Genomic DNA, 26,603 nt, shown 5'->3' on the forward strand with positions numbered 1-26,603 from the left:
AAACACGCACGATGGCGATGTTTGAGCGTAAACCACAGCGGTGCAAATTAGGGTCCAGGGCCGGGGGCGGCTTCGGGAAATCCACCCTAACTCCTTAGCCGGACGCACCAATGAATTTACTTTCAAACACGCCATCGTGCCCTTACTTTTGGACCTTTTCATGAGTGATGCAGTACTGCTGGGTGAAGGCTTCACCCTGATGTTCCTCGGCATGGGATTCGTGCTGGCGTTTCTGTTCCTGCTGATTTTCGCCATCCAGGGCATGTCCGTCGCCGTCAACCGCTTCTTCCCTGAACCGGCCCCGGCGCCCGGAGCGGCTCCCGCTGCCGCCGCGCCCGCTGACGACTTCGCCCGCTTAAAGCCGGTGATTGCCGCCGCTATCCACCACCATCGCCGCCTTAACCCTTAATTCACGGAGCATTCCATGACCGTTGCCATTACCGATGTCGTCCTGCGCGACGCCCACCAGTCCCTTTTCGCCACCCGCCTGCGTCTTGACGATATGCTGCCCATCGCCGCTCAGCTCGATGACGTCGGCTACGGCTCCCTCGAGTGCTGGGGCGGCGCCACCTATGACGCCTGCATCCGCTTTCTCGGCGAAGACCCGTGGGTCCGCCTGCGCGAGCTGAAAAAAGCCATGCCGAAGACCCCGCTGCAGATGCTGCTGCGTGGCCAGAACCTCCTCGGCTACCGCCACTACGCCGATGACGTGGTGGAGCGCTTCACTGAGCGCGCCGTCAAAAACGGCATGGACGTGTTCCGCGTCTTCGACGCCATGAACGACCCGCGCAATATGAAAGCGGCTTTACAGGCCGTGCGCAGCCACGGCGCGCACGCCCAGGGCACGCTCTCGTACACCACCAGCCCGGCGCACACCCTGCAGACCTGGCTGGACCTGACCGAACAGCTGCTGGAAACCGGCGTCGATTCCATCGCCATCAAGGATATGTCCGGCATCCTCACCCCGTCGGCCGCCTTTGAGCTGGTGAGCGAAATCAAAAAACGCCACGACGTGCGCCTGCACCTGCACTGCCACGCCACCACCGGGATGGCGGAGATGGCCCTGCTGAAAGCCATCGAAGCGGGCGTTGACGGCGTGGATACGGCTATCTCCTCGATGAGCGCCACCTACGGTCACCCGGCCACCGAGGCGCTGGTGGCGACGCTTGCCGGAACGCAGTACGACACCGGGCTGGATATCCTCAAGCTGGAGAGCATCGCGACGTACTTCCGCGAGGTGCGCAAAAAGTACCACGCCTTTGAAGGCCAGCTGAAGGGTTACGACAGCCGCATCCTGGTGGCCCAGGTGCCGGGCGGGATGCTCACCAACCTCGAGGGCCAGCTGAAGCAGCAGAACGCCGCCGACAGGCTGGATGAGGTGCTGGCGGAAATCCCCCGCGTGCGCGAGGACCTCGGCTTTATCCCGCTGGTCACCCCGACCTCGCAGATTGTCGGCACCCAGGCGGTGCTTAACGTCCTCACCGGCGAGCGCTACAAAACCATCGCCAAAGAAACGGCGGGCATTCTGAAGGGCGAATACGGCCATACTCCGGTACCGGTGAATGCGGCATTGCAGGCCCGCGTGCTGGACGGCGCAGAAGCCATCACCTGCCGCCCGGCGGATTTACTCAAACCGGAGCTGGCGCAGCTGGAAGCCGACGTGAAGCGCCAGGCGCAGGAGAAGGGTATTCAGCTTGCGGAAAACGCCATCGACGATGTGCTGACCGTGGCGCTGTTCCCGCAAATCGGCCTCAAATTCCTTGAGAACCGCCACAACCCGGCGGCGTTTGAGCCGGTGCCGCAGGCGGAAGCCGCGCAGCCGGTGGCAAAAGCAGAAAAACCTGCCGCCTCCGGCGTCTATACCGTGGAAGTGGAAGGTAAAGCCTTTGTGGTGAAGGTCAGCGACGGCGGCGATATCAGCCAGCTCACTGCCACCACATCAGTTGCACCGGCTCCGGTAGCCGCTCCGGCAGGCGCAGGCACCCCGGTGACCGCGCCGCTGGCGGGCACCATCTGGAAGGTGATTGCCACCGAGGGCCAGACGGTGGCGGAAGGCGACGTGCTGCTGATTCTGGAAGCCATGAAGATGGAAACCGAAATCCGCGCCGCACAGGCCGGGACCGTACGCGGTATCGCGGTGAAGTCCGGCGATGCGGTCGCCGTGGGCGACACCCTGATGACGCTTGCGTAAGGAAGAGGAACGGAAATGGAAAGTCTGAACGCCCTGATTCAGGGCATGGGCCTGATGCACCTTAGCATCGGCCAGGCGCTGATGCTGCTGGTGAGCCTGCTGCTGCTGTGGCTGGCCATCGCGAAGAAGTTCGAGCCGCTGCTGCTGCTGCCGATTGGCTTCGGCGGCCTGCTGTCGAATATCCCGGAGGCCGGGATGGCGATGACCGCGCTGGAGAGCATGCTGGCCCATCACGATGCCGGGCAGCTGGCGGTGATTGCCGCGAAGCTCAACTGCCTGCCGGACGTGCATGCCATCAAGGAGGCATTAGCGCTGGCGCTGCCGTCGGTACAAAACCAGATGGAAGAGATGGCGGTCGATATGGGCTACTCGTCCGGGGTGCTGGCGATTTTCTATAAGGTCGCCATCGGTTCGGGCATTGCGCCGCTGGTGATTTTTATGGGCGTGGGAGCGATGACCGACTTCGGCCCGCTGCTGGCCAACCCGCGCACCCTGCTGCTGGGAGCGGCGGCGCAGTTCGGTATCTTCGCCACGGTGCTCGGGGCGCTGACGCTGAACTACTTCGGCCTGATTTCCTTCACCCTGCCGCAGGCGGCGGCCATCGGCATCATCGGCGGGGCGGACGGCCCGACGGCGATTTATCTGTCGGGCAAGCTGGCGCCGGAATTACTCGGCGCTATCGCAGTGGCGGCGTACTCGTATATGGCGCTGGTGCCGTTAATCCAGCCGCCGATTATGAAGGCGCTGACCACAGAGAAAGAGCGGAAAATCCGCATGGTCCAGCTGCGCACGGTGAGCAGGCGGGAAAAAATCCTCTTCCCGGCGGTGCTGTTGCTGCTGGTGGCGCTGCTGCTGCCGGACGCGGCGCCGCTGCTGGGGATGTTCTGCTTCGGTAACCTGATGCGCGAGAGCGGCGTGGTGGAGCGCCTGAGCGATACGGTGCAGAACGGGCTGATTAATATCGTGACCATTTTCCTCGGGTTGTCGGTGGGCGCGAAGCTGGTGGCGGACAAGTTCCTGCAGCCGCAGACGCTGGGCATTCTGGTGCTGGGGGTGATTGCATTCGGTATCGGGACGGCGGCCGGGGTATTGATGGCGAAGCTGCTCAATAAATTCAGTAAGAATCCGATTAACCCGCTGATTGGTTCAGCCGGGGTCTCGGCGGTGCCGATGGCGGCCAGGGTGTCGAACAAGGTGGGCCTGGAGTCAGACCCGCAGAACTTCCTGTTGATGCACGCGATGGGCCCGAACGTGGCCGGGGTGATTGGCTCGGCGATTGCCGCCGGGGTGATGCTCAAGTACGTGCTGGCAATGTAGTTCTGTGCTCTTCCCGGAGGCGGCGCGTTGCGCCTGTCCGGGCTACCGGATTGCCTGGATCCGTAGCCCGGGTAAGGCGCTTGCGCCGCAACCCGGGGAGATGTACCCCGTCATACACAGCGCCACCGGAGGTACGTAAAACGTCGTATTCCGACTGAATGACTTCTGAAATCAGCAAAACTGTGGGCCGATTCAGCGTCATTGGCCCCGAAAAAAGAGAAAATGACCTTTTGATGTCAATTCGTCCAATGTTTACCCGAAAAATCACGCACTGGTTTGCCCGGCGTTCGTTCCAGAACCGTATCTTTCTGTTGATCCTGTTCACCTCAACAATCGTGATGCTGGCGATGTCATGGTATCTCACCAGCATTACGGAAGAGCGCCTGCATTACCAGGTTGGCCAGCGCGCGCTGATTCAGGCGATGCAAATCTCCGCCATGCCCGAACTGGTCGAAGCAGTGGAAAAACACGATCTGGCGAGGATTAAGGCGCTTATCGACCCAATGCGATCGTTTTCCGATGCCACCTACATCACCGTCGGCGACGCAAAAGGCCAGCGCCTGTATCACGTGAATCCTGATGAAATCGGTAAATATATGGAGGGCGGCGACAGCGACGACGCGCTGTACAACGCCAAAAGCTACGTTTCGGTACGCAAAGGATCCCTTGGCTCTTCATTACGCGGCAAATCGCCGATCCAGGACAGCACTGGCAAAGTGATCGGTATCGTATCGGTGGGCTATACCATCGAACAGCTGGAAAACTGGCTCAGTTTACAGATCGGATCGCTGATGATCCCGATGGCTATCATGCTGCTCCTGTTGCTCTACTGCGCCCGACGCTTCTCACTGCATATTAAAAAACAGATGCTGAATATGGAACCGCAGCAGCTATCACAACTGCTTATTCAGCAAAGCGTGCTGTTTGAATCGGTATTTGAGGGGCTGATTGCTATCGATTCACACTACAAAATTACCGCCATTAATCAGACTGCGCGGCGGCTATTGAACCTGAGCCAGCCGGAAACCATCCTGATCGGCAAAAGCATCAGCAGCGTTATCTCCCAGGAGACGTTCTTCTACGACGCGCCGCAGGAGAACAAGAAAGATGAAATCGTCACCTTTAATCAGATCAAAGTGATCGCCAGCCGGATGGCCGTTACGCTCAATAGCGAGCCTCAGGGCTGGGTCATTAGCTTTCGTAGCAAAGACGATATCAACACCCTTAGCCTGCAGCTCAGCCAGGTCCAGCAATACGCAGATAACCTGCGTGCCGTGCAGCATGAGCATCGCAACCTGATCTCCACTATCGCCGGTCTGCTGTTTTTAAAACGCTACGACAACGCGCTGGATCTCATTCAGCAGCAATCTGAAAGCCACCAGAAAGTGCTCGATTTTATTGCGCGTAATTTTAAAGTGAACCACCTCGCCGGGTTGCTGATCGGCAAATACTATCGCGCCAAAGAGCTCGGTTTAGAACTGGTATTCGACCCCTCCTGTTACGTCGATACTCTACCTTCATCACTTTCACACAATGAATGGATCTCGATCGTCGGCAATCTGCTGGACAACGCCTACAATGCCACCCTGCGCCAGCCGGCAGGCTCAAAGCAGATCGAGTGCCTGATCAACAGCGAGGGCGGTGAAGTGATCATCGAGATCGCCGATCAGGGCTGTGGAATTGATGAGCCAATGCGCGATCGCATTTTTGAACGCGGCGTGACCAGCAGCGACAGCGGCGATCATGGTATCGGCCTGTGGCTGGTTCGCAGCTACGTTGAGCAGGCGGGCGGCAATATCGTTGTCGATGACAACATCCCCTTTGGCGCTATTTTTACTCTTTATATCCCCCTGACCCGAGATGAACATCATGGATAGCATCACAACCCTCATCGTTGAAGACGAACCTATGCTGGCGGAAATCCTGGTGGATACCATCAAACAATTTCCCCAGTTCGCAGTCATTGGCATTGCCGATAAACTGGAAAGCGCCAAAAAGCTGCTCCGTCTCTATCAGCCACAGCTGATTCTGCTGGATAACTTTTTGCCCGATGGCAAAGGCCTCGATCTGATCCGCCACGCCGTCAACACCAACTACAAAGGCCGCATCATTTTTATTACTGCTGATAATCACATGGATACCATCAGTGAAGCCCTGCGGATGGGGGTTTTTGATTATCTGATTAAGCCGGTGCACTATCAGCGCTTGCAGCATACGCTTGAGCGCTTTGCCCGCTATCGCAGCTCCCTGCGCTCCAGCGAACAGGCCAGCCAGACCCACGTTGACGCCCTGTTTAATATTCAGGCCAAGGAGCATACCGAAGCCGCTGGGTCTGCGCTGCGCGGCATCGATGAAAGCACCTTTAATCGCGTATTACAGCTCTTCACTGACCCGGAAATCGTTCATACTGCCGACACGCTCGCCCGCATTCTCGGCAGTAGTAAAACCACCGCTCGCCGCTACCTGGAGCAAGGGGTGAAAAACGATTTTCTCGAAGCGGAAATCAGCTACGGTAAAGTCGGCAGACCGGAGCGGATTTATCACGGTAAAGTGACCGACACCGCTTAATCACCCCGGCGAAAACCGCAAGATTCGCGGATCACCAGCGCGGGTGGCAGAATAATACGTTTCGGCGGCTCATCATTGCCCTGAATACGGCTATACAGCAGCTCGCCCGCTTTACGACCAATCTCTTTCGCCGCCACCGAAACGGTGGTTAGCGCAGGCTGAACCAGCGCCGCTTCGGTAATATCATCGAAGCCCACCAGCGCAAAATCTCGCCCCGGTTCGCGGCCCATTTTACGCAGCGCCTGCATCACTCCCAGAGCGACAATATCCTGATAGCAAACGGCGGCGGTAATTTGCGGATATTGCGATAACAGCGATTCCGCCACTTTGGCGCCATCAATCTGGCTTGCCTGCGCGGTGACGATCCAGTGTGGATTCGGAGAAATACCGCTTTCCAGCAGCGTGCTGGTAAAACCGCCAATGCGCTGCGCCCGGGTGCCGGAACTCGGGCTACCGCCGATAAAGGCGATATTCTGATGACCCATTTTTAGCAGATGCGTCGTCGCCATCTGGGTGCCGAGAAAGTTGTCGGTGCCGACAAAATCAAAGTCCGGGTCGCTCAGCGGGCGCACCACCATAATGGCCGGGATATTGCGTCTTTTCAGCGCATCGAAAAACGAGGACGGCGTTTCCCGCGCCGCGCACAGCACCATCCCGCAGGCGCTATTGCGCATCAGCGAATCCACAAACTTCTGCTGACGTTCGCCAGACTCTTCACTGTTAGCCAGAAACAGCAGTAAATCATGGCGTTCCATTTCATGGCTCAGGCCCGCCGTCATCTCACCATAAAACGGGTTGGTGATGTCGTGCAGCAGCAGTCCAACCTGATTGCTGCTGCGGTTGCGTAGGTTGGCGGCGGTCTGATTGTAGACGTAGCCGGTATCATCCAGCGCTTTCAATACCCGGTCGCGCGTGGCCTGCGAAATACGCCCCCGATTGCGCAATACCATTGAGACGGTCGCCGTAGAGACCCCCGCCCGTTCGGCGACCTGCGCCAGCGTCACTGTCGTCATGATTCCTCCTGTTCGTTCACATCAGGTTAATCGAATAACCTAAAAATTGCATTTTTCCCTGTGACTGCACTCACATTAACGCCCATTTCACTCGCTCAGTTGCTGATTATGCCGGGTTAATCGCGTTAACCACACTATCAAAATAAGGTTAATCGATTAATCTTAATTTAGCGAATATGGAGAGAATACATGCAAACGACCTATGATAAATTCCCTGAAGTGGCTATTCAGGGTTACGACGACCAGGCCTGGCAAGGCTGGGAAGCGATCGCCGCGGCGCTTAATAGCCGAATTTCCACCGCGTCCAGAACCATCGTAGTTGTGGATTGTTATCCTGGCGTACGGCTTGCAGAGCTGGAGCAACGCCTGCTGCCGTTACTCAATGCCCGGCTTGCGCTCAACGTCGAGTCTGCCCGCCGGGATGAGCAAGCGCTGCACGACCTATTGGCGCGCAACCTCACCGACGACCGCGTATTCGGCGTCCTCTCCTGTCATCATCTGGATGAGTTTTTTGATGAAGAAAAGCTATGCCGGATACGCCAGCAAATCGACGCCACCCGCGAGGGCGTCATTGTCGTCTACGGGCCAGGCGCGGCATTAGCGCATCCAGGCGATGTCCTGATTTACGCCGACCTGCCGCGCTGGGAAATTCAGCAGCGTATGCGCCACGATGGGCTGGGCAACTGGGGGGCTAAGAACCAGGATGAAGATATTCTTCGCCGCTACAAGCGTGCCTTTTTTATTGAATGGCGGGTCTTCGATCGCCATAAAACGCCGCTGCTCAAGCGAGCTGATTTCCTGCTCGATACCACCGTAGAAAATGCCCCGGCGCTGGTCAGCGGAGACGCGCTGCGCGCCGGGCTGCAACAAACCACCTCTCGTCCATTCCGCGTCGCTCCCTTCTTCGACCCCGGCGTCTGGGGCGGGCAGTGGATGAAACAACAGTTCGATCTCGATCCCACGGCCCCCAACTACGCATGGTGTTTTGATTGCGTGCCCGAGGAAAACAGCCTGTTACTGCGTTTTGGCAACGTGCGGATCGAGATCCCCTCTCAGGACCTGGTGCTGTTACACCCTCGTGCGCTGCTTGGCGAGAAGGTTCACGCCCGCTTCGGCGCGGAATTTCCGATCCGTTTTGATTTTCTCGACACCATCGGCGGGCAAAATCTGAGTTTCCAGGTCCACCCGCTGACCGAATATATCCAGCAGCAGTTTGGCATGCATTACACCCAGGATGAGAGCTACTACATTCTTGAAGCAGAGCCAGGCGCAGTGGTTTATCTCGGCACCAAAACCGGCATCGAGCCGCTGGCGATGCTGGACGACCTGCGCGCCGCCGGACGCGGAGAAAAAGCGTTCGACGATGTGCGTTTTGTTAACCAAATCCCGGCGCGGAAACACGATCACTTCCTGATCCCGGCTGGGACGGTCCACTGCTCCGGCAGCGGCACGATGGTGCTGGAGATCAGCGCCACACCGTATATCTTCACCTTCAAGCTGTGGGACTGGGGCCGCCTGGGCCTCGATGGTTTACCGCGCCCTGTGCATCTCGATCACGGCGAGCAGGTTATCGACTGGCAGCGTGATACGCGGTGGGTCGAGGAGAATCTGGTGAACCGTATCGATCCCATCGCCGAAGGTGAAGGCTGGCGGGAAGAGCGAACCGGAATGCACGAACGCGAGTTTATCGAAACCCGTCGTCACTGGTTTACCGCGCCAGTCACTCACCACACTCAGGGCGGCGTGAACGTGCTGAACCTGGTAGAGGGCGCTCAGGCGGTGGTCGATAGCCCAAGCGGAGCATTTGAGCCCTTCACCGTTCACTATGCCGAGACCTTTATTATTCCCGCAGCGGTCGGCGAATACCGGATTTCACCGGCGGGCGAAGGCATCGGGCAGCAGCTCGCCACCATCAAAGCCTGGGTAAGAGGGTAAACGCATGATCAACGTGATTGTCGCCAGCCACGGTCCTCTCGCCGACGCCCTGCTCGCCAGCAGCCGGATGGTTTACGGTGAATTACCGCATGTTTTCACCGTGACGCTTAGCGATCAGGCGGGCATTGAAGGCTTTAAACAGGATTTCGCCACGACGCTGAAAAACGCCGGGCACAACGCCGATGGCGTGCTGGTGCTATGCGATATGCAAAGCGGGACCCCGTGGAACGTCGCCTGCCAGCATGCATTTTCCACCGAAACAACGCCTCCGCTCGCCGTCGTGGCGGGCGTGAATTTTCCCATGCTGCTGCAAAGTGAAGACGTTAGCCATTTCACCGACGTTCATGCCGCAGCCGAGCAACTACTGGAAATGACCGTCCCGACGCTGATAAAAGCCGTTCCGGTTTTATCCGTTCAGTCAGATGATTTTTAAAGGAAACCGCTATGAGTATCTCATTTGTTCGTATTGATGACCGCGTTATCCATGGGCAGCTCGTGACACGTTGGGCCAAAGAGCTGCCCTGCGATGGGATTGTCGCTATTGACGACGCCGTCGCGGCCGACCCGCTGCTCTCATCGGTGATGAAAGGTGCCGTGCAGGACACCAAAGTCTGGCTGTTCGATACCGCAACGGCAATTGAAAAACTGCCCAAGGTGATCGCCAGCGAGAAGCGCTATTTCGTTATCGGTAAATCCCCGCTCACTCTGCAACGCATTGAGCAAGCGGGGATCAGCCTGAAAAACGCCAACGGCAAAATCAACGTTGGCCCGATGAGCGCCCGCGCCGATACCACGACCATCGGCCCGAATCAGTCGGTCAACGCGGACGAGATCGCCGCCTTTGACTGGCTGGTGCAGCACGGGCATCACGTGGAATTCCGCCTGGTCCCGGATGCCAGCTGCTACAGCTGGCAGGACGCCCGACAGAAGCTGAAATAAGGAGCGAACGATGATTATCGAAGCTACGCTAATTGGCATTCTCTGCTACCTGGGTGCGCTGAGCAGTCCCTGGCTTTTCGGGCTGACCGGCGGCTGGTACCTGATTACCCGACCGCTGGTTTCCGGAATGCTGGTCGGGCTGATTCTCGGCGATCTGAAAACCGGGATCATGATAGGCGTTGCGGTACAGGCGGTGTATATCGCGATGGTGACGCCGGGCGGCTCAATGCCTGCGGATCTCAACTTTGTCGCTTATCCGGCCATCGCGCTGGGTATTTTATCGGGCAAAGGCCCGGAAGTGGCGGTGGCGCTGGCGGCGACAATTGGTATCGCCGGAACCATTTTATTCAACGCGATGATGGTACTGAACTCCTTCTGGAACCACCGGGCCGACGTGGCGCTGGATCGCGGCGATGAGCGCGGGCTGTATCTGAACAGCGCGATCTGGCCGCAGGTGACGAATTTCATTTTGCGTTTCGTACCCACGTTTATCGCGGTCTATTTCGGCGCGCAGTACATCAGCGGTTTTATGGATAGTCTGCCGAAAATCGTGCTGTCGACGATGAACGTGCTGGGCGGCATCCTGCCCGCCGTCGGGATCGCGATCCTGCTTAAGCAGATCATTAAAAACTACACCATGCTGATCTACTTTCTGGTCGGTTTCGTCTGCATCGTTTTTTTAAAGCTCAACATGGTCGCGCTGGTGATCGTCGGTTCGCTGCTGGCGCTTATCCATTACAACTATAAACCGGAACCGCCGCAGGCTGCGGGCGCGAGACCGGTGGTCGATGATGAGGATGAATTCTGATGGAAGAGCGTACTCTTACCCGTAAAGATCTGCGCCGCTGCTGGCGGGCGTGGATGATGCATAACCTGTCGTCAATGAGCTTTGAGCGCCTTGAGTCCTTCGGCTTTTGCCTGAGCATGCTGCCGGTGGCGAAAAAGCTCTACCCGGATGCCGCCCAGCGTACCGAGATGCTGCGCCGTCACGCCTCGTTCTATAATACAGAACCGCAGATCGGCGCGATCGTTAACGGGATGGCGCTGGGGCTGGAGGAGAAAAAGGCCAACGGCGAGCCGATCGACGGCGAAACGATCAACACCCTGAAAGTGGGTCTGATGGGACCGATTGCCGGGATCGGCGATTCGATGATCCCCGGAATGCTGATCCCTATTCTGCTCAGCATCGGGATGGCGCTGGCGGCAGGCGGTAATATTCTTGGGCCGCTATTTTATACCGTCGCCTGGCTGGCGATTATCCTGCCCGGTTCGTGGTTCCTATTTCTCAAAGGCTACAAAATGGGCTCCGGCTCGGTGGAGATGCTGGTCAGCAGCAAATCAGCCCGCCTGCGCGAAGCCCTATCGCTATTAGGCGTTTTTGTGATGGGCGGCGTGGCAGCCAGCTACGTTAAGCTGGGCACCGGGCTGGAGTTCATCACCCAGGATGGCGTCAATATCCACGTTCAGCAGATGCTCGACGGCATCTTCCCGCAGCTGCTGCCGCTGGTGGTGGTGTTAGGGACCTGGTATTTGATGGCGAAGCGCGGCGTTTCACCGGTGAAAGCGATGGTACTACTGCTGGTGCTGGCAGCGCTTGGCGTCGCCAGCGGCCTGTTTGCCGGTTAATTTTTGTGGATGTGACACACCGGGGCGTTCAGCCCCGGTTTTTTATGGATGGAAGTTGCGCCACAGCTCTGCCGTTTTATCCGGGCGGGAGATAAACTGAAAGCGTGCCGGATCGTCAATAAACTGCTGATAAATCGGGGCGGAGGTTATACCAAACTCGGTGTACTCCCGAGGGGTGACCGCCTGTAAACGTCCAGGAACGTAGCGCGGATTGTGCTGCCAGACCACATGCTTATCCTGCAATAGCGGATACCACGCCAGCCCCTTATGCGCCCGTACGGCCTCATATTCAAAACCATATTCACGGTCGCACCAGGCGCCAAAGGTGAGCGGCACCTCCGGGTTAGCCGATATTGTGGCGTGCCCCCACCCCGGCGGGACCAGCACTTTTTCGCCGGGTCCGGCAATCACCGCAAAGCAGCGGCCCGGGTCGTCCTCAACGTACTCCTGCATATAGATAATCGCGCTGCCCTGCCAGATTTCATACAGCTCCGGCGGCGACCAACCGCTGTGCTGGCTAATACGATGAACATGCCCCTGGCTGCGAATCGGCTCTTCACCCAAACGCCCGGCGGCATAGGTCACCACGCCAAACAGCAGCATGCGCTTTTGCAGCGTTTCGCGATCCTGCATCCTCGCCACATCCATGGCGATGGCATAGACCTCTTGCGGGCCGTCGCAATGCGGGTCGCGCAGCGAAGCGCGAATATGATCGAGGCGGCGGATCTCCGGCATCGGCCCGGTCACATCTTCACCATAGCTAAAACCCAGCGGCTGATGATGAATCGCCATATCCAGGCCGTAACGGCGGGCTGAGTCAGCCATTCTGCACCTCCTTTGCCTGAACGGTCTGATTTTCCTCAATCACCCGCAGCGCAAAGCCGTCTGCCAGCGCCGCGTAATCATGCCCGGCGACGGCAGGCCAAACCGCCAGCGCGGAAAGCACATCATCGCCGGTATTGATCAGCCGGTGAGCGGTAAAACCAAGAATGATATGGACCGAACCGGCAAAGACCTTCTCCAGTCGCGCCTCGCCCTGTTCATTTTGCAATAGCAGCAAGCCGCTCCCGCGCAGGCCGAAATAGACTTCGCCCTGCTCACGACGGTGATGGAAATGGCCGCGGGTCATAAAAAACTCATGGCCGACTTTGCCGGGATAAAGGTGGGTTACGCCAGTGTAGAGTTCACCCTCGGCGGGTGAAGTGGTCAGCATTTCAACATCATAAACGGTGAGATCGCCGGGCATTGCCTGCCGGGCGAGTTCATCAACAAAAATCCCAACAAGATCTTCGATTCGCGTTGATTTACGTAATAGCGGGCCGTCGGATAATGCTCCGCTAGCCCATGCCACCTGCGGCGGCTGGATAAAAACAGGATTCATATGTGTCTCCGGCCCGAGGAGAACAGCGTTGTCAGAATAGCAGATTAATCGATTAACCTGCTATCAAGATGGCGTCTTTGCTGGCGAAATCACACAAACAGATTACAGCCATGCGCCCTCCTTTTCACTCCAGAGTGTAGCTCACGATCATCTGGCCCTTTTTCATCTTCACCTGAGTAATGACGACTTTCCCCAACTCAGACAGGCTGGCAACGTGGGTACCGCCGCAGGGATAGCTCAGCATGTCGCCGAAGCCCACCTTGCGCAGGCCATCAGCAAAAGAGACCTGACGCGGTAAATTCTCTGCCTGCCAGGTTTCAACTTTTTCCAGCAGCATGCTGGCCTCGGGCAGCACGGCATTAGCACCCGCCGCAAAGGTAATGCGCCCTTCTCCCGGCCAGTGATGAGCTTTAATCGGCTGCCAGCCGAACAACTCACCGGCCTGACCCAGCAAGTGCCCGGCAGAGTGCAGACGCGCGTGGACCTGCCTCGCCTCAATATCAATGCGGATTGCCACCTCATCGAGCGCCAGCGGCTGCGAAACAATATGCGCAATGCTATCGCCGCGCGCGATAACGCTTTCAACCGCAACATCAGCAATCCAGCCGCGATCTGCTGGTTGCCCGCCGCCCTGCGGATGAAACAGGGTGCGGTCCAGTTCAATGGCGTAGCGCCCATCGGCTTCGCTCAGGCAATTCACCACTCGCGCACGGCATTCGGCGGCATCGCTGGTGTAATAAAGACGTTCAGTCATGGTTGTTCTCCTCTCTGTCAACACAGTATATTGATATTACCGACAGCGATAATCCCGTCAGACATCAATGCAATTTTGCTCAGGAAGCACAAATGAATTTGAACTTACTTCCCGACCTCGCCCTGTTTGTGCAGATTGTCGAACAGGGCAGTTTTTCCGCCGTCGCCCGTCAGGCAGGCGCCACGCCGTCCGCCATCAGCCGCAGCGTCTCACGGCTGGAACAGGAGATGGGTTGTAAGCTGCTGCACCGTACCACGCGCAAGCTGCGTCTCAGCGATGCCGGTAAGACGGTTTACGACCATGTGCTGGAGATGCTGGAGGCGGCCCGTCAGGCCATGGACTCCGCCAGCAGTGCTCAGGCGGTAGCGCAAGGTAAGCTGACATTAAGCGTGCCGAAAGCGGTGGGACGGTTTGTGATTCATCCGCTAATGCTGGAGTTTTTTGCCCGCTATCCGCAGGTCGATGTTTGCCTGCGTCTCGAAGACCGGGTGCTCGATTTTATTGATGATGGTATCGACCTGGCGCTGCGTATTACCCATACACCCTCCCCGGGTCTGCACGGCAAGCCGCTGATGCCAATCGGCCATGTTATCTGCGCGACGCCTGGCTACCTGGAACAACATGGACATCCGCAAACGCCGCAGGATCTGCGCGATCATAGTTGTATCAGCCTTGGCGAAACGCCCGCCGACGCGCGCTGGAAGTTCCGCCGCGATGGCAAAACGGAGACGATTCAGACTCACGGTCGCTATGCTGCCAACCATACCGCCGTGCGCCTCGATGCCGTGAAGCAAAATCTGGGGATCGGCAGCCTGCCGCTGTTTACCGCCCGCGAAGCGCTGGAGCGCGGCGAGATTGTGCAGGTTCTGCCGGAGTGGGAGTTTATCAGCCGCTATTCCGGCCAGCTTTGGCTGCTGTGGTCGGGCAATAAGCATATGCCCGCCAGAATGCGGGCGATGATTGATTATCTCAGCGAGAAGATGAAACCGGCTTCAGGCAACATAGCCACAGCGCGACGAGCAAAAACCACGGAATAATCAAACACAGGGCGAACCACCAGCCCGAGCGTCCGATATCGTGCATACGCCGACAGCCGACTGCCAGCAGAGGGATAATCATAGGTAGCAATAAAATAGCGCTGAGCGGCAGGGCGTAAAAAATAAATACCCCGTACTGATAGTTATGCTGCATCGCCAAAAACCAGGCCGCCAGCGGCAGCGCCAGAATCAGCAGGTTGGTGATAAAAAAGGACCAAAACTCCTGCCTGCTGGCTACGCCACTAAAATTGAAGCCCTTTTTCCAGCCGTTGAAATACGCTTGTCCGTAAGTCATGGTGTCCATTTCCCTGATGTGAGACTGATGACAAACCTGTATTGAACATTGTGCCCACCTTTCTGCCGGGTGGCGGCTAACGCTTTACCCTGCCTACAAAACCCGCAATATCAAGAAATTATGCAATTTCACAGGCCTGTGCAAGCGAAGCGCCGCCAGGCAATTCCTAAAGAGCGCACTTTGTCAGTAGTCTGACATCTCCCTGATATTTATCTTTGATGGTTAAGGTGCCAGCGCAATCACCTCGGCCGCCCAGCGCTGGAATCCTTCGACATCCAACCCCAGCGCCACCTGCGCGTTTGCCGGTTGGCCCAGCTTGCCTTCAATATCGACCACCGTGGTGCCTGAGGTCCATGTCCCCTGAGTTTCCACCGCCACAAAACACGGCTCGAGGGTAAAGAGCTGCGGGCGAACCAGCCACGCAATCGCGCACAGGTCGTGCATGCGCAGGCCGCTGCTCATGCTACCGCTGCGATAGTGACTAAACAGCGCATGAAGCATTTTTCCAGTCTGGTTAAGCGTGGGTAGCGTGGCAAGATACTCAGGGGTCAGCATCGCCTGATTGGTGACGTCCAGTCCACACATCACGATCTCCAGCCCGCTGTTGAACACTTTGGCCGCCGCTTCCGGATCGATGGCGATGTTAAATTCCGCATTCGGCGTAAAATTGCCGCGCCCGGCAGAGCCACCCATGATCACCAGACGGCGGATGTTAAAACGGCATTCGGGATATTGGGTCAGCAGCAGCGCGATATTGGTTAACGGGCCAATCGCCACCAGGGTCATCGGCTCCGGCGCGTGCATTAACGCATCGCGGATGGCCTGAAATGCCGGTTTCGCCAGCGGCTGGCGGTTATGCTCAACGAAATCGTAGCCTTCCATACCGGACTCGCCGTGCACGGAGGCGGCGTCGCGCAGCGGGCGAACCAGCGGCATCGATGCGCCCTGTGCCAGCGGGACATCGGCGTTCCAGAAGTGCAGCAGTTGCAGAGCGTTGCGGGTGGTTTTCTCCACCGACACATTGCCCGCCACCGTAGTCATCAGCTGCAGATCCAGCTCGGGTGCGAACAGCGCCGCGGCAATCGCCGCCGCATCATCAATGCCGGGATCGGTATCCAGAATGATCGGTAAGCGCATAGTTTCTCCATAAAAAATGCCAGACGTTAAGTCTGGCATCTTCTCATACTGTGGCGGGAAAGAACTTACTCTACTTCACGGACATCTACGCGCAGTTCTTTCGGCACTTCGAAAACAATGTTCTCTTCGCGGCCTTCCAGCGGCACCGCTTCACCGCCGCCCAGCTCCTGCAAGCGGGAAATGACGTTCTGCACCAGAATATCCGGCGCCGATGCGCCTGCAGTCACACCTACGCATTGCACTTCTTTTACCCATGCTTCCTGGATATCGGACGCGTCGTCAATCAGATACGCTGCTTTCCCCATCCGTTGGGCCAGTTCGGCCAGACGGTTGGAGTTGGAGGAGTTTTTCGACCCCACCACCAGCACAACATCAGCCTGCCCGGCTAGCGCACGAACCGCTTCCTGACGGTTGGTGGTGGCGTAGCAAATGTCGTCTTTACGCGGCCCGACGATTTTTGGGAAACGTTCGCGCAGGGCATCAATCACGTCAGAGGTATCGTCGACGGAGAGGGTTGTCTGGGTCATAAACGACAGCTTAGCGTCGTTTTTCACATCCAGCGTCCAGACATCATCCGGTGACTCCACCAGATACATTCCGCCCTGCGGATTGCTGTACTGGCCCATGGTGCCTTCGACTTCTGGGTGGCCGGCGTGACCAATCAGAATCGACTCTTCACCACGACGGCTGGCGCGGGCAACTTCCATATGCACTTTGGTTACCAGCGGGCAGGTCGCGTCAAAGACCGTCAGATCGCGGCTTTTCGCTTCGTTGCGTACGGCCTGGGAGACGCCGTGGGCGGAGAAAATCAGGATCGCGCCGTCCGGCACTTCGCTAATCTGCTCGATAAAAATCGCGCCGCGTTGGCGCAGGCTGTCCACAACATAGCGGTTGTGCACGACTTCATGACGCACGTAGATCGGCGCGCCGTAGAGCGTCAGCGCGTTTTCAACAATGCTGATAGCGCGGTCAACGCCTGCGCAAAAGCCGCGCGGGTTAGCCAACAGAATCTGCATTTTACCCCTCCAGCGCCGGATCGATCTCCAGCACTTCAACATCAAAATGAACGGTACGCCCGGCCAGCGGATGGTTGAAATCAACGGTGATCGAATCGCCGTTCACTTCGCGGATCACACCAGGCATTTCGCTGCCATCCATTGCGGTAAAGAGCATAATCGCGCCGATTGAAGGCTCACCCGCGTCGATAAATTCCCGGCGCGAGAAATATTGAATCAGATCCGGGCTCGTTACGCCAAACGCGGCATCCGGTTCCAGAGTAAAGGTCGTTTTATCCCCCTCTTTCAGCCCCAGCAGATGCTGCTCAAGACCTTCAGAGAGCGAGGTATCGCCCAGGCGGAAAAGCGCGGGTTTACCGTTATTGCGGGTTGACTCTGCGGTGGAGCCATCGTCGAGCTTTAGGGTGAAGTGCACCAGCACCGCACTGTTGCTTTGTACAGAGTTTGACATGCAGGTTTGCTCTTTTACATTGCCGCCGCTTGTTTGCCCGGCGGCGCTGTGCTTACCGGGCCTACAAAGGCCGATGTATACTGTAGGCCGGATAAGACGCTTTAGCGTCGCCATCCGGCAATTTTTTATGATGTTTTTTTATCACTGGAAGGCAAGAAGCCTTCCAGCACAATCAGCGCCGCACCGACACAAATCGCGGTATCAGCAAGATTGAAGGTGGCGAAATGCCAGTCCCCGACGTAGAAATCAATCATATCGACGACAAAACCATGCCACAGCCGGTCGAATAAATTACCCAATGCGCCGCCAATAATCAGCGCATAGGCAATGTTATTCAGCTTTTGCGTCGCCTTCGAGCGATACATCAGCACCGCGAGGATCACGCAGATACCGATAGCGATACCCGCGAAGAACCAGCGCTGCCAGCCGCCGCTGTCGGCGAGGAAGCTAAAAGCCGCGCCGTAGTTACGCGCATAATGCAGATTAAGCGACGGAAACAGCGACACCGTATCCCCCAGAGCAAAGTTCTGGAGGATCAGGTATTTGCTGCCTAAATCGATAATCAGCACGACTACCACCAGCCATAGCCAGCGTAGCCCTGTTGAACCAATCGGTTTACTCATCAGGCAAATTTACGTTTTTCGCCGTCACCGGCAATGTTGCTAACACAGCGTCCGCAGATTTCCGCATGTTCCGCCACCTTGCCGACATCCGTGGTGTAGTGCCAGCAGCGCGGGCACTTATCACCTTCAGCTTTGCTCAGCACAACTTTCAGTCCTTTCAGCAACTCACTCTGCCATGCGTCGGCCGGAGCCTGCGCATAATCGGCAACTTTCGCCCCGGAGGTCAACAGGACAAATCGCAATTCATCGTCCAGCGCATTCAGCTTCGCCGCGAGGTCAGCATCGGCATACAGGGTGACCGCTGCTTCCAGAGAGCCGCCCACTTGCTTATCCGCACGCGCCTGCTCGATAACCTTGTTGACTTCGCCACGCACTTTCAGCAGCTCGTCCCAGAAACCGTCGTTCATCGCTTCATCATCGGCCAGGCCGAACAGGCCTTCATACCACTCACCGGTAAAGACGTATTTCTCACGGTCGCCCGGCAGGTAACCCCAGATTTCGTCGGCAGTGAAGGACATGATCGGCGCCATCCAGCGCACCAGCGCCTCGGCAATATGGTACAGCGCGGTCTGGCAGCTACGACGCGCGACGCTGTCCGCTTTGGTGGTGTACTGGCGATCTTTGATGATATCGAGCCAGAACGAGCCCATTTCGATGGAACAGAAACGCATCAGGCGCTGCACCACTTCGTGGAAATCGTAAGACTCATAGGCTTTCAGGATATCTTCCTGCGCCGCTTGCGCGCAGCCTACAGCCCAACGATCCAGCACCACCATGTCTTCCGGTTTCACCATGTCTTTTACCGGATCGAAACCGTTGAGGTTCGCCAGCAGGAAGCGCGCGGTGTTACGGATACGACGATAGCTGTCGGCGGCGCGTTTGAGGATCTCGTCGGAGACCGCCATTTCGCCGGTGTAATCGGTGGAAGCCACCCACAGACGCAGAATATCCGCGCCCAGTTTGTTCATCACGTCCTGCGGAGAGACGGTGTTGCCTATGGATTTAGACATCTTGCGGCCCTGACCATCAACGGTAAAGCCGTGGGTCAGTACCTGACGATACGGTGCTTTGCCCTTCATCGCGGTAGAAATCATCAGCGAGGACATAAACCAGCCGCGGTGCTGGTCGGAACCTTCCAGATACATGTCGGCGGCGTGACCAGAGAACTCCGGACGCACGTCAACGACAGAAGAGTGAGTTGAACCAGAGTCGAACCACACGTCGAGGGTATCCGGCACTTTCTCGTAGCTATCAGCATCAGCGCCGAGGATGTCGCGGGAGTCGAGATCCCACCATGCCTGGATGCCGTCGACTTCTACGCGTTTAGCGACTTCTTCCATCAGTTCCAGCGTGCGCGGATGCAGCTCTTGCGTCTCTTTATGCACGAACAGCGACATCGGTACGCCCCAGGTGCGCTGACGGGAGATACACCAGTCAGGACGGTTGGCGACCATCGATTCGATACGCGCCTGGCCCCAGTCCGGGATCCACTGCACGCCTTTGATTTCGGAAAGCGACTGCGCGCGCAGGCCTTTCTGATCCATGCTCACGAACCACTGCGGGGTGGCGCGGAAGATGATCGGTGACTTGTGACGCCAGCAGCATGGGTAGCTGTGCTGCATTTTTTCAACGTGCAGCAGCGCGCCTTTTTCCGTCAGCAGGGCAACCACAAGGTCGTTGGCTTTAAAGACATTAACGCCGTCCAGCGTCGGGTAAGTACCCGGCAGGTAAGTGCCGTCCGGACCGACCGGGTTAGCCACTTCCAGACCATATTTTTGACCGATAACATAGTCATCAGGGCCGTGGCCTGGCGCGGTATGTACCGCACCGGTACCCGCGTCCAGGGTGACGTGATCGCCAAGGATCGCCGGGACATCGAAATCAAGGAACGGGTGCTTAAAGCGCATCAGCTCCAGTTCAGCACCGTTCACCACCGCGAGGATAGTGTAATCAGTGATACCGGCACGTTGCATCACGCTTTCGACCAGGTCTTTGGCGAGGATCAGCGCCTGGCCGTCAACCTGCACCAGCGCATAGTCGAATTCCGGCGACAGGGAGATCGCTCGGTTAGCTGGCAGGGTCCACGGAGTGGTAGTCCAGATAACCAGAGAGACCGGGCCGTTAACGTCGGCTATGCCAAATTTCGCCAGCACCGCCGCTTTATCCGTCGCGTGGAAGGCCACGTCGATGGACGGGGAGGTTTTGTCGTAATACTCAACTTCCGCTTCCGCCAGCGCAGAACGGCAGTCTACGCACCAATGCACTGGCTTCGCGCCTTTGTGCAGGTGACCGTTGCCGATGATTTTACCCAGCGCGCGGATGATATTGGCTTCAGTTTTGAAGTCCATGGTCAGGTACGGGTGCGACCAGTCGCCGAGCACGCCCAAACGGATAAAGTCTTCACGCTGGCCGTCAATCTGCAGAGCTGCATATTCGCGACACTTGGCGCGGAATTCGGCGGCGGTGAACTTCTCGCCCGGCTTGCCGTATTCCTGCTCCACTTTCAGCTCAATCGGCAGACCGTGGCAGTCCCAACCCGGAACGTACGGAGAGTCATAGCCCGTCAGCCCTTTGGACTTAACGATAATGTCTTTCAGAATCTTGTTAACCGAGTGACCAATATGAATGCTGCCATTCGCATAAGGAGGGCCATCATGCAGAATGAAGGTTTTTTTGCCTTTTTTGGCTGCACGAATGATGCCGTACAGGTCATCATCGGTCCAACGCGCCAGCATTCCCGGTTCACGCTTGGCGAGGTCGCCGCGCATCGGGAACCCTGTTTCCGGCAAATTCAGGGTCGATTTATAGTCACTCATCAGATTCTCGGTTCCGTATTTCGGTTTGATAAACACCGTCAGGGTTATGCCTGCCCGGTTAGCCCAAAGAAGTCGCGGGCCGTTAACTCATCACGTGCGATTTGCGCTTTCAGTTCATCGAGCGACGCAAATCGCTGCTCGTTACGTATTTTTTTACGCAGTATTACATCTATATGGCGACCGTAGAGGTCCATTACAACATCCAACAGATGTACTTCCAGCTGCTGACGCACGCCGGATACCGTTGGACGAGTGCCAATGTTGGCAACGCCTACAAGAGGTTTGTCGCCAAGCCCTGTCACTTCAACCGCATAGACCCCTTTTACCGGGGAAACCTGACGACGCAGCGGTAAATTCGCCGTCGGGAAGCCTATCGTGCGCCCCAGTTCATCGCCGTGGACAACGCGCCCGGAGATGGTAAACGGATGCCCCAGCAGGGTTTCCGCCAGCGCCAGATCGTCATCCGCCAGCGCCTGACGCACCGCCGTGCTGCTAATGCGCAAACCGCCTTCACAGAAGGTTTGGGTGCTGGTGATGTCAAAGCCGTATTCCACACCGGCCTTTTGTAATAACAAGAAATCCCCCTGGCGACCAGCGCCAAAGCGGAAATCATCGCCAACGGCAAGGAACTGCACACCTAAACGGCGGACCAGCAGTTCACTAATAAAATCCTGGGCGGTCAGTGCCGCAAAGCGCCGATCAAAACGCACGCACAGCACGTAGTCGACGCCGCTTTCAGCCAGATAGTTCAGTTTTTCACGCAGACGCGTTAAACGCGCCGGCGCTTTATCGGCAGCAAAAAGCTCAAGCGGCTGTGGCTCAAAAATCATCACCACCACCGGTAAACCGCGCTGGCGACCTTCTGCGCGCAAACGCTGCAATAATGCCTGGTGCCCGCGATGCACGCCGTCAAAATTTCCAATGGTCAGCACGCACCCGTGCGGGGCCTGACTGAGATTATGTATGCCGCGTATCAGCTTCATGTCTGGCTCAAAACAGTGAAAATCGTCCGAGTATACCTTGTACAACTGGCGACGTTAACCAGCGATTGCACCTCTTCACCGAAAGATCCCGGTAATTCATCAACTCAGCGTAGCAATGCAGGAAAAACTACCCGGCCCCATCGATTTTTATGGTTGAAAGGCTGTATTCGCTAGCAACAAGCTGGTAGAATCTTGCGCCATCACTACGTAATGAAGCGTTGTTGTTTTAAGCGACGCTTATTTGCACAAATCCATTGACAAAAGAAGGCTAAACGGGCATTCTCCTCGGCCTTTGAATTGTCCATATAGAACACATTTGGGAGTTGGACCTTGGCTAATATCAAATCAGCTAAGAAGCGCGCCGTTCAGTCTGAAAAGGCCCGCAAGCACAACGCTAGCCGTCGCTCTATGATGCGTACTTTCATCAAGAAAGTATACGCAGCCATCGAAGCTGGCGACAAAGCTACTGCACTGAAAGCATTTAACGAAATGCAACCAATCGTGGACCGTCAGGCTGCTAAAGGTCTGATCCACAAAAACAAAGCTGCGCGTCATAAAGCAAACCTGACCGCTCAGATCAACAAACTGGCTTAATCGCCTGCTTGTTGTCGCTTTGTGAAAAAACCCGCGAAAGCGGGTTTTTTTATGCCTGTTGGTTATCGACTTCGCTCATCTATCACCATCGCCCCGCTTCTTTCGCCTTACCAACCAGCCCCCTCGCCAGGATCACGAATAGCGCATATGAAAGATATTTTCTTTCATTGTATAAATGATTTTATTTCATTTCCGATGAAAATGTGACCAGCATGGCAAATAGCATAATAACTCATAGAAAAACGAATAAACGCAATCCTGATGTAAGATTTGATAATTGATCGCACCGCTGTGGTTAACTATTTTTATGTACAATTTAATGACTCCATTTAACCCTAAGGTCACTATTCATAAAGATTAAAAAATAAAAAACACCCTACAGCTTAGAAAATAAAAGCTGTTTTTCTGGGCGTATCGTTCCAATACAGGAGTTATCACCATGAGTTCTGTTATTGAGGATACCCAGACTTCCGGGTCAACATCATTATCTTTGCTACAGCGCATCAGCTACGGTTCTTTAGATGTCGCTGGCAATCTGCTGTACTGTTTCGGTTCAACGTACATATTATATTTCTACACCGACGTTGCAGGTATTAGCCTTGCGGTAGCAGGCGTGATCCTTCTGCTGGCGCGTATTGTAGACGGTATCGACGCCCCTATCTGGGGGATTATCATCGATAAAACACGCTCTCGCTACGGGAAATGTCGCCCCTGGTTTCTGTGGCTACCGCTGCCATTTGGCGTATTTAGCGCGCTGTCTTTTTGGTCTCCCGATATCAGCATGACTGGAAAAGCCATATATGCAGCAATATCCTACATGATCGCCAGCATTTTATTTACCGGACTCAATACGCCGCTCAGCGCAATATTACCGCTAATGACTTTATCTCCTAAAGAGCGCCTGGTATTAAACTCATGGAGAATGACAGGAGGACAAATTGGGGTCCTGTTAATGAACGCCACCGCGCTGCCGTTAGTGGCTTTTTTAGGTAAAGGTAATGACCATGCCGGGTTTATTTACACCGCGATTCTGTTCGCCATTATATCCTGTTCGCTAACCCTTTTTGCGTTTAAAAATATTCGCGAAATGGATGCGGATAAAATACAGCAAGAACCCAAACTGCCGATGAAAAAGAGCTTCGCGGCAATGAAAGGCAACTGGCCGTGGATACTGATGGTGCTGGCAAATCTGATCTTCTGGATAGCCCTTCAGCAACGCTCAACAACCATCGTCTATTATCTGACCTACAACCTCGATCGCAAAGATCTGGTCCCGCTGATTAACAGTCTGGCCACTATTCAGATTCTGTTTATCATCGCCATCCCTTTCTTCAGTAAATATATCGCCAAGACCTGGATTTGGATTAGCGGCCTGCTGGTCGCTACGCTGGGCGGCGTGATGATGTGGCTGGCTGCGGATAACATTCCTTTGCTGATCGCCGCCTGGGTTATCGGCAATATCGGTAGCGGCATCGCCTGCTCGATGCCCTTTGCCATGCTGGGCTTCGCCGTCGACTTCGGTGCCTGGAAAACGGGCATTAAGGCAACCGGTATTCTTATCGCCTTCGGCAGCACCTTCTGCATCAAGATGGGCAGCGGCATCGGTACCGCCTTCGCCGCCTGGATAATGAACAGTTTTGGCTACGTCCCCAACCACGCCCAAAGCGCCGTCGGGCTGGAGGGGATAACCTGGGCCTTCATTTGGGCACCCGCCCTGCTCTTCGCCCTCGCCGCGATCCCGCTACTGTTCTTCCGAAAATACGAAGCCATGGAAGACAGGGTTCGCCACGATCTGGAAACAACCAACCACTAACACTCTTCACCTTCACCACCTGAATATGGGAGGAACCACCATGCCATTTTTGCAACAAGACCCGCGTCGTCTGGTGTGGCAGCAAAACGATCGCTATTTATGGATAGAACCCTGGGGTGAGAACAGCCTGCGCGTGCGCAGCGGCCGTCATCTACCGGTTATGCGAAATGAAGACTGGGCGCTGACGGAGCCCGTCGCTGAAAGCGCCTGCCACATCGTTTATGACCAAAAGCAGGCCACGCTGACCAACGGAAAGATTATCGCTATCGTCAATCAAAAGGGGCAAATCGCCTTTTATCGCCATCCGCATAAGTGCCTGTTGCAGGAGTTCTGGCGTCAGCGGGGGGAAATTGGCGAAGATGAATCCTCTCACGGCCAGTACGTCAGCGCCCTTAATCTTGAGGGCCGCGAGTTCCGTCCGATTCAGGGCGGGAAATATGCGGTCAAAGCCCGCTTCGAAGCCGCCGAAGGGGAAAAAATTTACGGCATGGGCCAATATCAGCAGGCGAATCTTGATCTCAAAGGGTGCGTACTTGAGCTGGCCCAGCGCAACTCTCAGGCTTCGGTACCTTTTATGCTCTCCAGCCTGGGCTACGGATTTTTGTGGAACAACCCGGCCATCGGTCGGGCGACGTTTGCGCAAAACGTGACGGAATGGGAAGCCCACGTCAGCGAACAGCTGGACTACTGGATCACCGCCGGAGATACCCCGGCAGAAATTAGCCAGGCTTATGCGCTCGCTACCGGCACGCCGCCGATGATGCCGGATTACGCCATGGGCTTCTGGCAGTGCAAACTACGCTATCGCACGCAGGAAGAGTTGCTCGCGGTCGCCCGCGAATATAAACAGCGCAACTTGCCCATCTCGGTGATCGTTATCGATTTCTTCCACTGGCCGAATCAGGGCGACTGGATGTTCGACCCGCGCGACTGGCCCGACCCCGACGCGATGATTGCCGAGCTGAAATCATTGGGTATCGAGCTGATGGTCTCCGTCTGGCCAACGGTTGACAGCCGTACCGAGAGCTATCGGGAGATGCGCGAAAACGGCTGGCTGGTACAGACGGAACGCGGATTGCCGATTAACATGGACTTCCTCGGCAATACTACCTTCTTTGATGCCACCCATCCCGGCGCCCGCGACTACGTTTGGGGCAAGGCAAAGCGCAATTATTACGACAAGGGCGTGAAGCTCTTCTGGTTAGATGAAGCCGAGCCGGAGTTTAGCGTCTATGACTACGATAACTATCGCTATCACGCCGGGCCGGTGCTGGAAGTCGGCAATATCTATCCGCGAATGTACGCCAAAACCTTCTTTGACGGCATGAAATCGGATGGTGAAGATCAGGTTATCAACCTGCTACGCTGCGCGTGGGCGGGCAGCCAACGCTACGGTGCGTTGGTGTGGTCAGGCGACATTCACTCTTCGTTTCGTTCTCTGCGCAACCAGTTTGCCGCCGGCCTGAATATGGGGATCGCGGGCATTCCGTGGTGGACGACGGACATTGGCGGCTTTCATGGCGGGAATATTCACGACCCGCGCTTTCATGAGCTGCTGATTCGTTGGTTCCAGTGGGGAGTCTTTAGCCCGGTGATGCGCCTGCACGGCAATCGCGATCCGCAGATTTTGCCGGATCAGCCTTATCGGGATGGGATTGCCCAGTGCCCAACCGGCGCGCCAAATGAAGTCTGGAGCTATGGCGAGGACGTGTGTGACGTGCTGACGGGCTGTCTGACCTTGCGAGAGAAGCTCAAGCCTTATATTAAAGCGCTGATGGCAGAAACCCATAAACGCAATACACCGGTCATGCGGACCCTGTTTTTTGAATTCCCCGATCAGGTAAAAAGCTGGGAAATCACCGATCAGTACTGTTTCGGCCCCGATCTGCTGGTTGCGCCCGTTATGCATGAAGGCATGCGCGAGCGCGACGTCTGGCTGCCGGAAGGTGAGAAATGGACCGACCTTGCCACTGGCGAGAGCTATCAGGGAGGGCAGGCGCTGCGCTACGGTACACCCCTAAGCCGCATCCCGGTATTTATCCGCGAAGGCGGGCAATATCGTAGCTTGCTGGCGCTGTAGTTTAACCCGGCTGCGGTACTCATCACCGCAGCCG

Annotated in this window: 25 protein-coding genes; 14 read left to right on the forward strand and 11 right to left on the reverse strand. The window is 56.4% G+C overall.

The features are described from left to right. Positions 1-160 precede the first annotated feature (160 nt). The 5 genes from AC07P6_RS25565 to citB all read left to right on the forward strand — a co-directional run bounded on the left by AC07P6_RS25565 (position 161) and on the right by citB (position 6,076). Complete coding sequence (locus AC07P6_RS25565) at positions 161-409, forward strand: oxaloacetate decarboxylase subunit gamma (protein ID WP_478314977.1); 249 nt, start codon at positions 161-163, stop codon at positions 407-409. Positions 410-424: 15 nt separating this feature from the next. Then, on the forward strand, positions 425-2,191 hold the full coding sequence (gene oadA / locus AC07P6_RS25570) for a sodium-extruding oxaloacetate decarboxylase subunit alpha (RefSeq protein ID WP_478314978.1): 1,767 nt from the start codon (positions 425-427) through the stop codon (positions 2,189-2,191). 15 nt (positions 2,192-2,206) lie between these two features. Then, positions 2,207-3,508, forward strand: a complete 1,302-nt coding sequence (locus tag AC07P6_RS25575; RefSeq protein WP_478314979.1) for an oxalacetate decarboxylase subunit beta — start codon at positions 2,207-2,209, stop codon at positions 3,506-3,508. A 248-nt stretch (positions 3,509-3,756) separates the two neighbouring features. Beyond that, positions 3,757-5,385 carry a citrate sensor histidine kinase CitA gene (gene citA, locus AC07P6_RS25580; protein WP_182240637.1) on the forward strand — a complete coding sequence of 543 codons (1,629 nt, stop codon included), beginning with the start codon at positions 3,757-3,759 and terminating at the stop codon, positions 5,383-5,385. Next, positions 5,378-6,076 (forward strand): citrate response regulator transcription factor CitB, encoded by a 699-nt coding sequence (gene citB, locus AC07P6_RS25585; RefSeq protein WP_110272637.1) that lies wholly within the window; start codon positions 5,378-5,380, stop codon positions 6,074-6,076. Before citA ends, citB begins: the two co-directional genes overlap by 8 nt. Here citB and AC07P6_RS25590 read toward each other — a convergent pair. Continuing rightward, on the reverse strand, positions 6,073-7,089 hold the full coding sequence (locus tag AC07P6_RS25590) for a LacI family DNA-binding transcriptional regulator (RefSeq protein ID WP_478314980.1): 1,017 nt from the start codon (positions 7,087-7,089) through the stop codon (positions 6,073-6,075). The genes citB and AC07P6_RS25590 overlap by 4 nt on opposite strands. A 189-nt stretch (positions 7,090-7,278) precedes the next feature. On the opposite strand from AC07P6_RS25590, the gene AC07P6_RS25595 reads away from it, so the two are divergent. The 5 genes from AC07P6_RS25595 to AC07P6_RS25615 are packed head-to-tail and all read left to right on the forward strand — an operon-like array spanning position 7,279 to position 11,589. Continuing rightward, positions 7,279-9,024 carry a class I mannose-6-phosphate isomerase gene (locus AC07P6_RS25595; RefSeq protein ID WP_478314981.1) on the forward strand — a complete coding sequence of 582 codons (1,746 nt, stop codon included), beginning with the start codon at positions 7,279-7,281 and terminating at the stop codon, positions 9,022-9,024. 4 nt (positions 9,025-9,028) lie between these two features. Then, positions 9,029-9,457: a PTS sugar transporter subunit IIA gene (locus tag AC07P6_RS25600; protein WP_112215032.1), complete on the forward strand. Its 429-nt coding sequence runs from the start codon at positions 9,029-9,031 to the stop codon at positions 9,455-9,457. An 11-nt stretch (positions 9,458-9,468) separates the two neighbouring features. After that, positions 9,469-9,963: a PTS sugar transporter subunit IIB gene (locus tag AC07P6_RS25605; protein ID WP_112215033.1), complete on the forward strand. Its 495-nt coding sequence runs from the start codon at positions 9,469-9,471 to the stop codon at positions 9,961-9,963. A 10-nt stretch (positions 9,964-9,973) separates the two neighbouring features. Then, positions 9,974-10,771 (forward strand): PTS mannose/fructose/sorbose/N-acetylgalactosamine transporter subunit IIC, encoded by a 798-nt coding sequence (locus AC07P6_RS25610; RefSeq protein WP_112215034.1) that lies wholly within the window; start codon positions 9,974-9,976, stop codon positions 10,769-10,771. Then, complete coding sequence (locus tag AC07P6_RS25615; RefSeq protein ID WP_181483651.1) at positions 10,771-11,589, forward strand: PTS system mannose/fructose/sorbose family transporter subunit IID; 819 nt, start codon at positions 10,771-10,773, stop codon at positions 11,587-11,589. The genes AC07P6_RS25610 and AC07P6_RS25615 overlap by 1 nt, the downstream gene beginning before the upstream one ends. Before the next feature lie 42 nt (positions 11,590-11,631). Here AC07P6_RS25615 and AC07P6_RS25620 read toward each other — a convergent pair whose 3' ends face one another. From AC07P6_RS25620 to AC07P6_RS25630, 3 genes are all read right to left on the reverse strand, one after another. Then, positions 11,632-12,414 carry a glucose-6-phosphate isomerase family protein gene (locus AC07P6_RS25620; RefSeq protein WP_478314982.1) on the reverse strand — a complete coding sequence of 261 codons (783 nt, stop codon included), beginning with the start codon at positions 12,412-12,414 and terminating at the stop codon, positions 11,632-11,634. Continuing rightward, the gene (locus AC07P6_RS25625) at positions 12,407-12,970 is read right to left on the reverse strand and encodes a glucose-6-phosphate isomerase family protein (protein WP_478314983.1); all 564 of its coding nucleotides are present in this window, start codon (positions 12,968-12,970) and stop codon (positions 12,407-12,409) included. Before AC07P6_RS25625 ends, AC07P6_RS25620 begins: the two co-directional genes overlap by 8 nt. A 124-nt stretch (positions 12,971-13,094) precedes the next feature. Next, a complete protein-coding gene (locus AC07P6_RS25630) occupies positions 13,095-13,724 on the reverse strand; it encodes an alanyl-tRNA editing protein (protein ID WP_434660179.1) in 630 nt (209 codons plus the stop codon). Between the two features lie 92 nt (positions 13,725-13,816). Between AC07P6_RS25630 and AC07P6_RS25635 the strand changes: the two genes are divergently transcribed. Beyond that, a complete protein-coding gene (locus AC07P6_RS25635; RefSeq protein ID WP_478314984.1) occupies positions 13,817-14,761 on the forward strand; it encodes a LysR family transcriptional regulator in 945 nt (314 codons plus the stop codon). On the opposite strand, the gene AC07P6_RS25640 is transcribed toward AC07P6_RS25635, so the two are convergent. From AC07P6_RS25640 to ribF, 7 genes are all read right to left on the reverse strand, one after another. Continuing rightward, complete coding sequence (locus tag AC07P6_RS25640) at positions 14,694-15,056, reverse strand: DUF805 domain-containing protein (RefSeq protein ID WP_182236226.1); 363 nt, start codon at positions 15,054-15,056, stop codon at positions 14,694-14,696. The genes AC07P6_RS25635 and AC07P6_RS25640 overlap by 68 nt on opposite strands. 222 nt (positions 15,057-15,278) lie before the next feature. Further along, a complete protein-coding gene (gene rihC / locus AC07P6_RS25645; RefSeq protein ID WP_304255850.1) occupies positions 15,279-16,193 on the reverse strand; it encodes a ribonucleoside hydrolase RihC in 915 nt (304 codons plus the stop codon). 65 nt (positions 16,194-16,258) lie between these two features. Further along, positions 16,259-17,209, reverse strand: a complete 951-nt coding sequence (gene ispH / locus AC07P6_RS25650) for a 4-hydroxy-3-methylbut-2-enyl diphosphate reductase (protein WP_110272650.1) — start codon at positions 17,207-17,209, stop codon at positions 16,259-16,261. Position 17,210: 1 nt separating this feature from the next. Further along, positions 17,211-17,660, reverse strand: a complete 450-nt coding sequence (gene fkpB / locus AC07P6_RS25655) for an FKBP-type peptidyl-prolyl cis-trans isomerase (protein ID WP_182236222.1) — start codon at positions 17,658-17,660, stop codon at positions 17,211-17,213. Positions 17,661-17,785: 125 nt separating this feature from the next. After that, positions 17,786-18,283 (reverse strand): signal peptidase II, encoded by a 498-nt coding sequence (gene lspA, locus AC07P6_RS25660; protein ID WP_304255844.1) that lies wholly within the window; start codon positions 18,281-18,283, stop codon positions 17,786-17,788. After that, positions 18,283-21,099: an isoleucine--tRNA ligase gene (gene ileS, locus AC07P6_RS25665; protein WP_478314985.1), complete on the reverse strand. Its 2,817-nt coding sequence runs from the start codon at positions 21,097-21,099 to the stop codon at positions 18,283-18,285. Before ileS ends, lspA begins: the two co-directional genes overlap by 1 nt. Positions 21,100-21,143: 44 nt before the next feature. Beyond that, the gene (gene ribF, locus AC07P6_RS25670) at positions 21,144-22,082 is read right to left on the reverse strand and encodes a bifunctional riboflavin kinase/FAD synthetase (protein ID WP_182236218.1); all 939 of its coding nucleotides are present in this window, start codon (positions 22,080-22,082) and stop codon (positions 21,144-21,146) included. 330 nt (positions 22,083-22,412) lie between these two features. Here ribF and rpsT point away from each other — a divergent pair, with 330 nt between their 5' ends. The 3 genes from rpsT to AC07P6_RS25685 all read left to right on the forward strand — a co-directional run bounded on the left by rpsT (position 22,413) and on the right by AC07P6_RS25685 (position 26,569). Continuing rightward, positions 22,413-22,676, forward strand: coding sequence for a 30S ribosomal protein S20 (gene rpsT / locus AC07P6_RS25675; protein ID WP_003018940.1), 264 nt, complete (start codon positions 22,413-22,415; stop codon positions 22,674-22,676). Positions 22,677-23,115: 439 nt separating this feature from the next. Beyond that, positions 23,116-24,489 (forward strand): MFS transporter, encoded by a 1,374-nt coding sequence (locus AC07P6_RS25680; RefSeq protein ID WP_478314986.1) that lies wholly within the window; start codon positions 23,116-23,118, stop codon positions 24,487-24,489. A 40-nt stretch (positions 24,490-24,529) separates the two neighbouring features. Then, the gene (locus tag AC07P6_RS25685) at positions 24,530-26,569 is read left to right on the forward strand and encodes a glycoside hydrolase family 31 protein (RefSeq protein WP_478314987.1); all 2,040 of its coding nucleotides are present in this window, start codon (positions 24,530-24,532) and stop codon (positions 26,567-26,569) included. Positions 26,570-26,603 lie beyond the last annotated feature (34 nt).

It is taken from the genome of Klebsiella sp. GFKo11 (assembly GCF_056490265.1).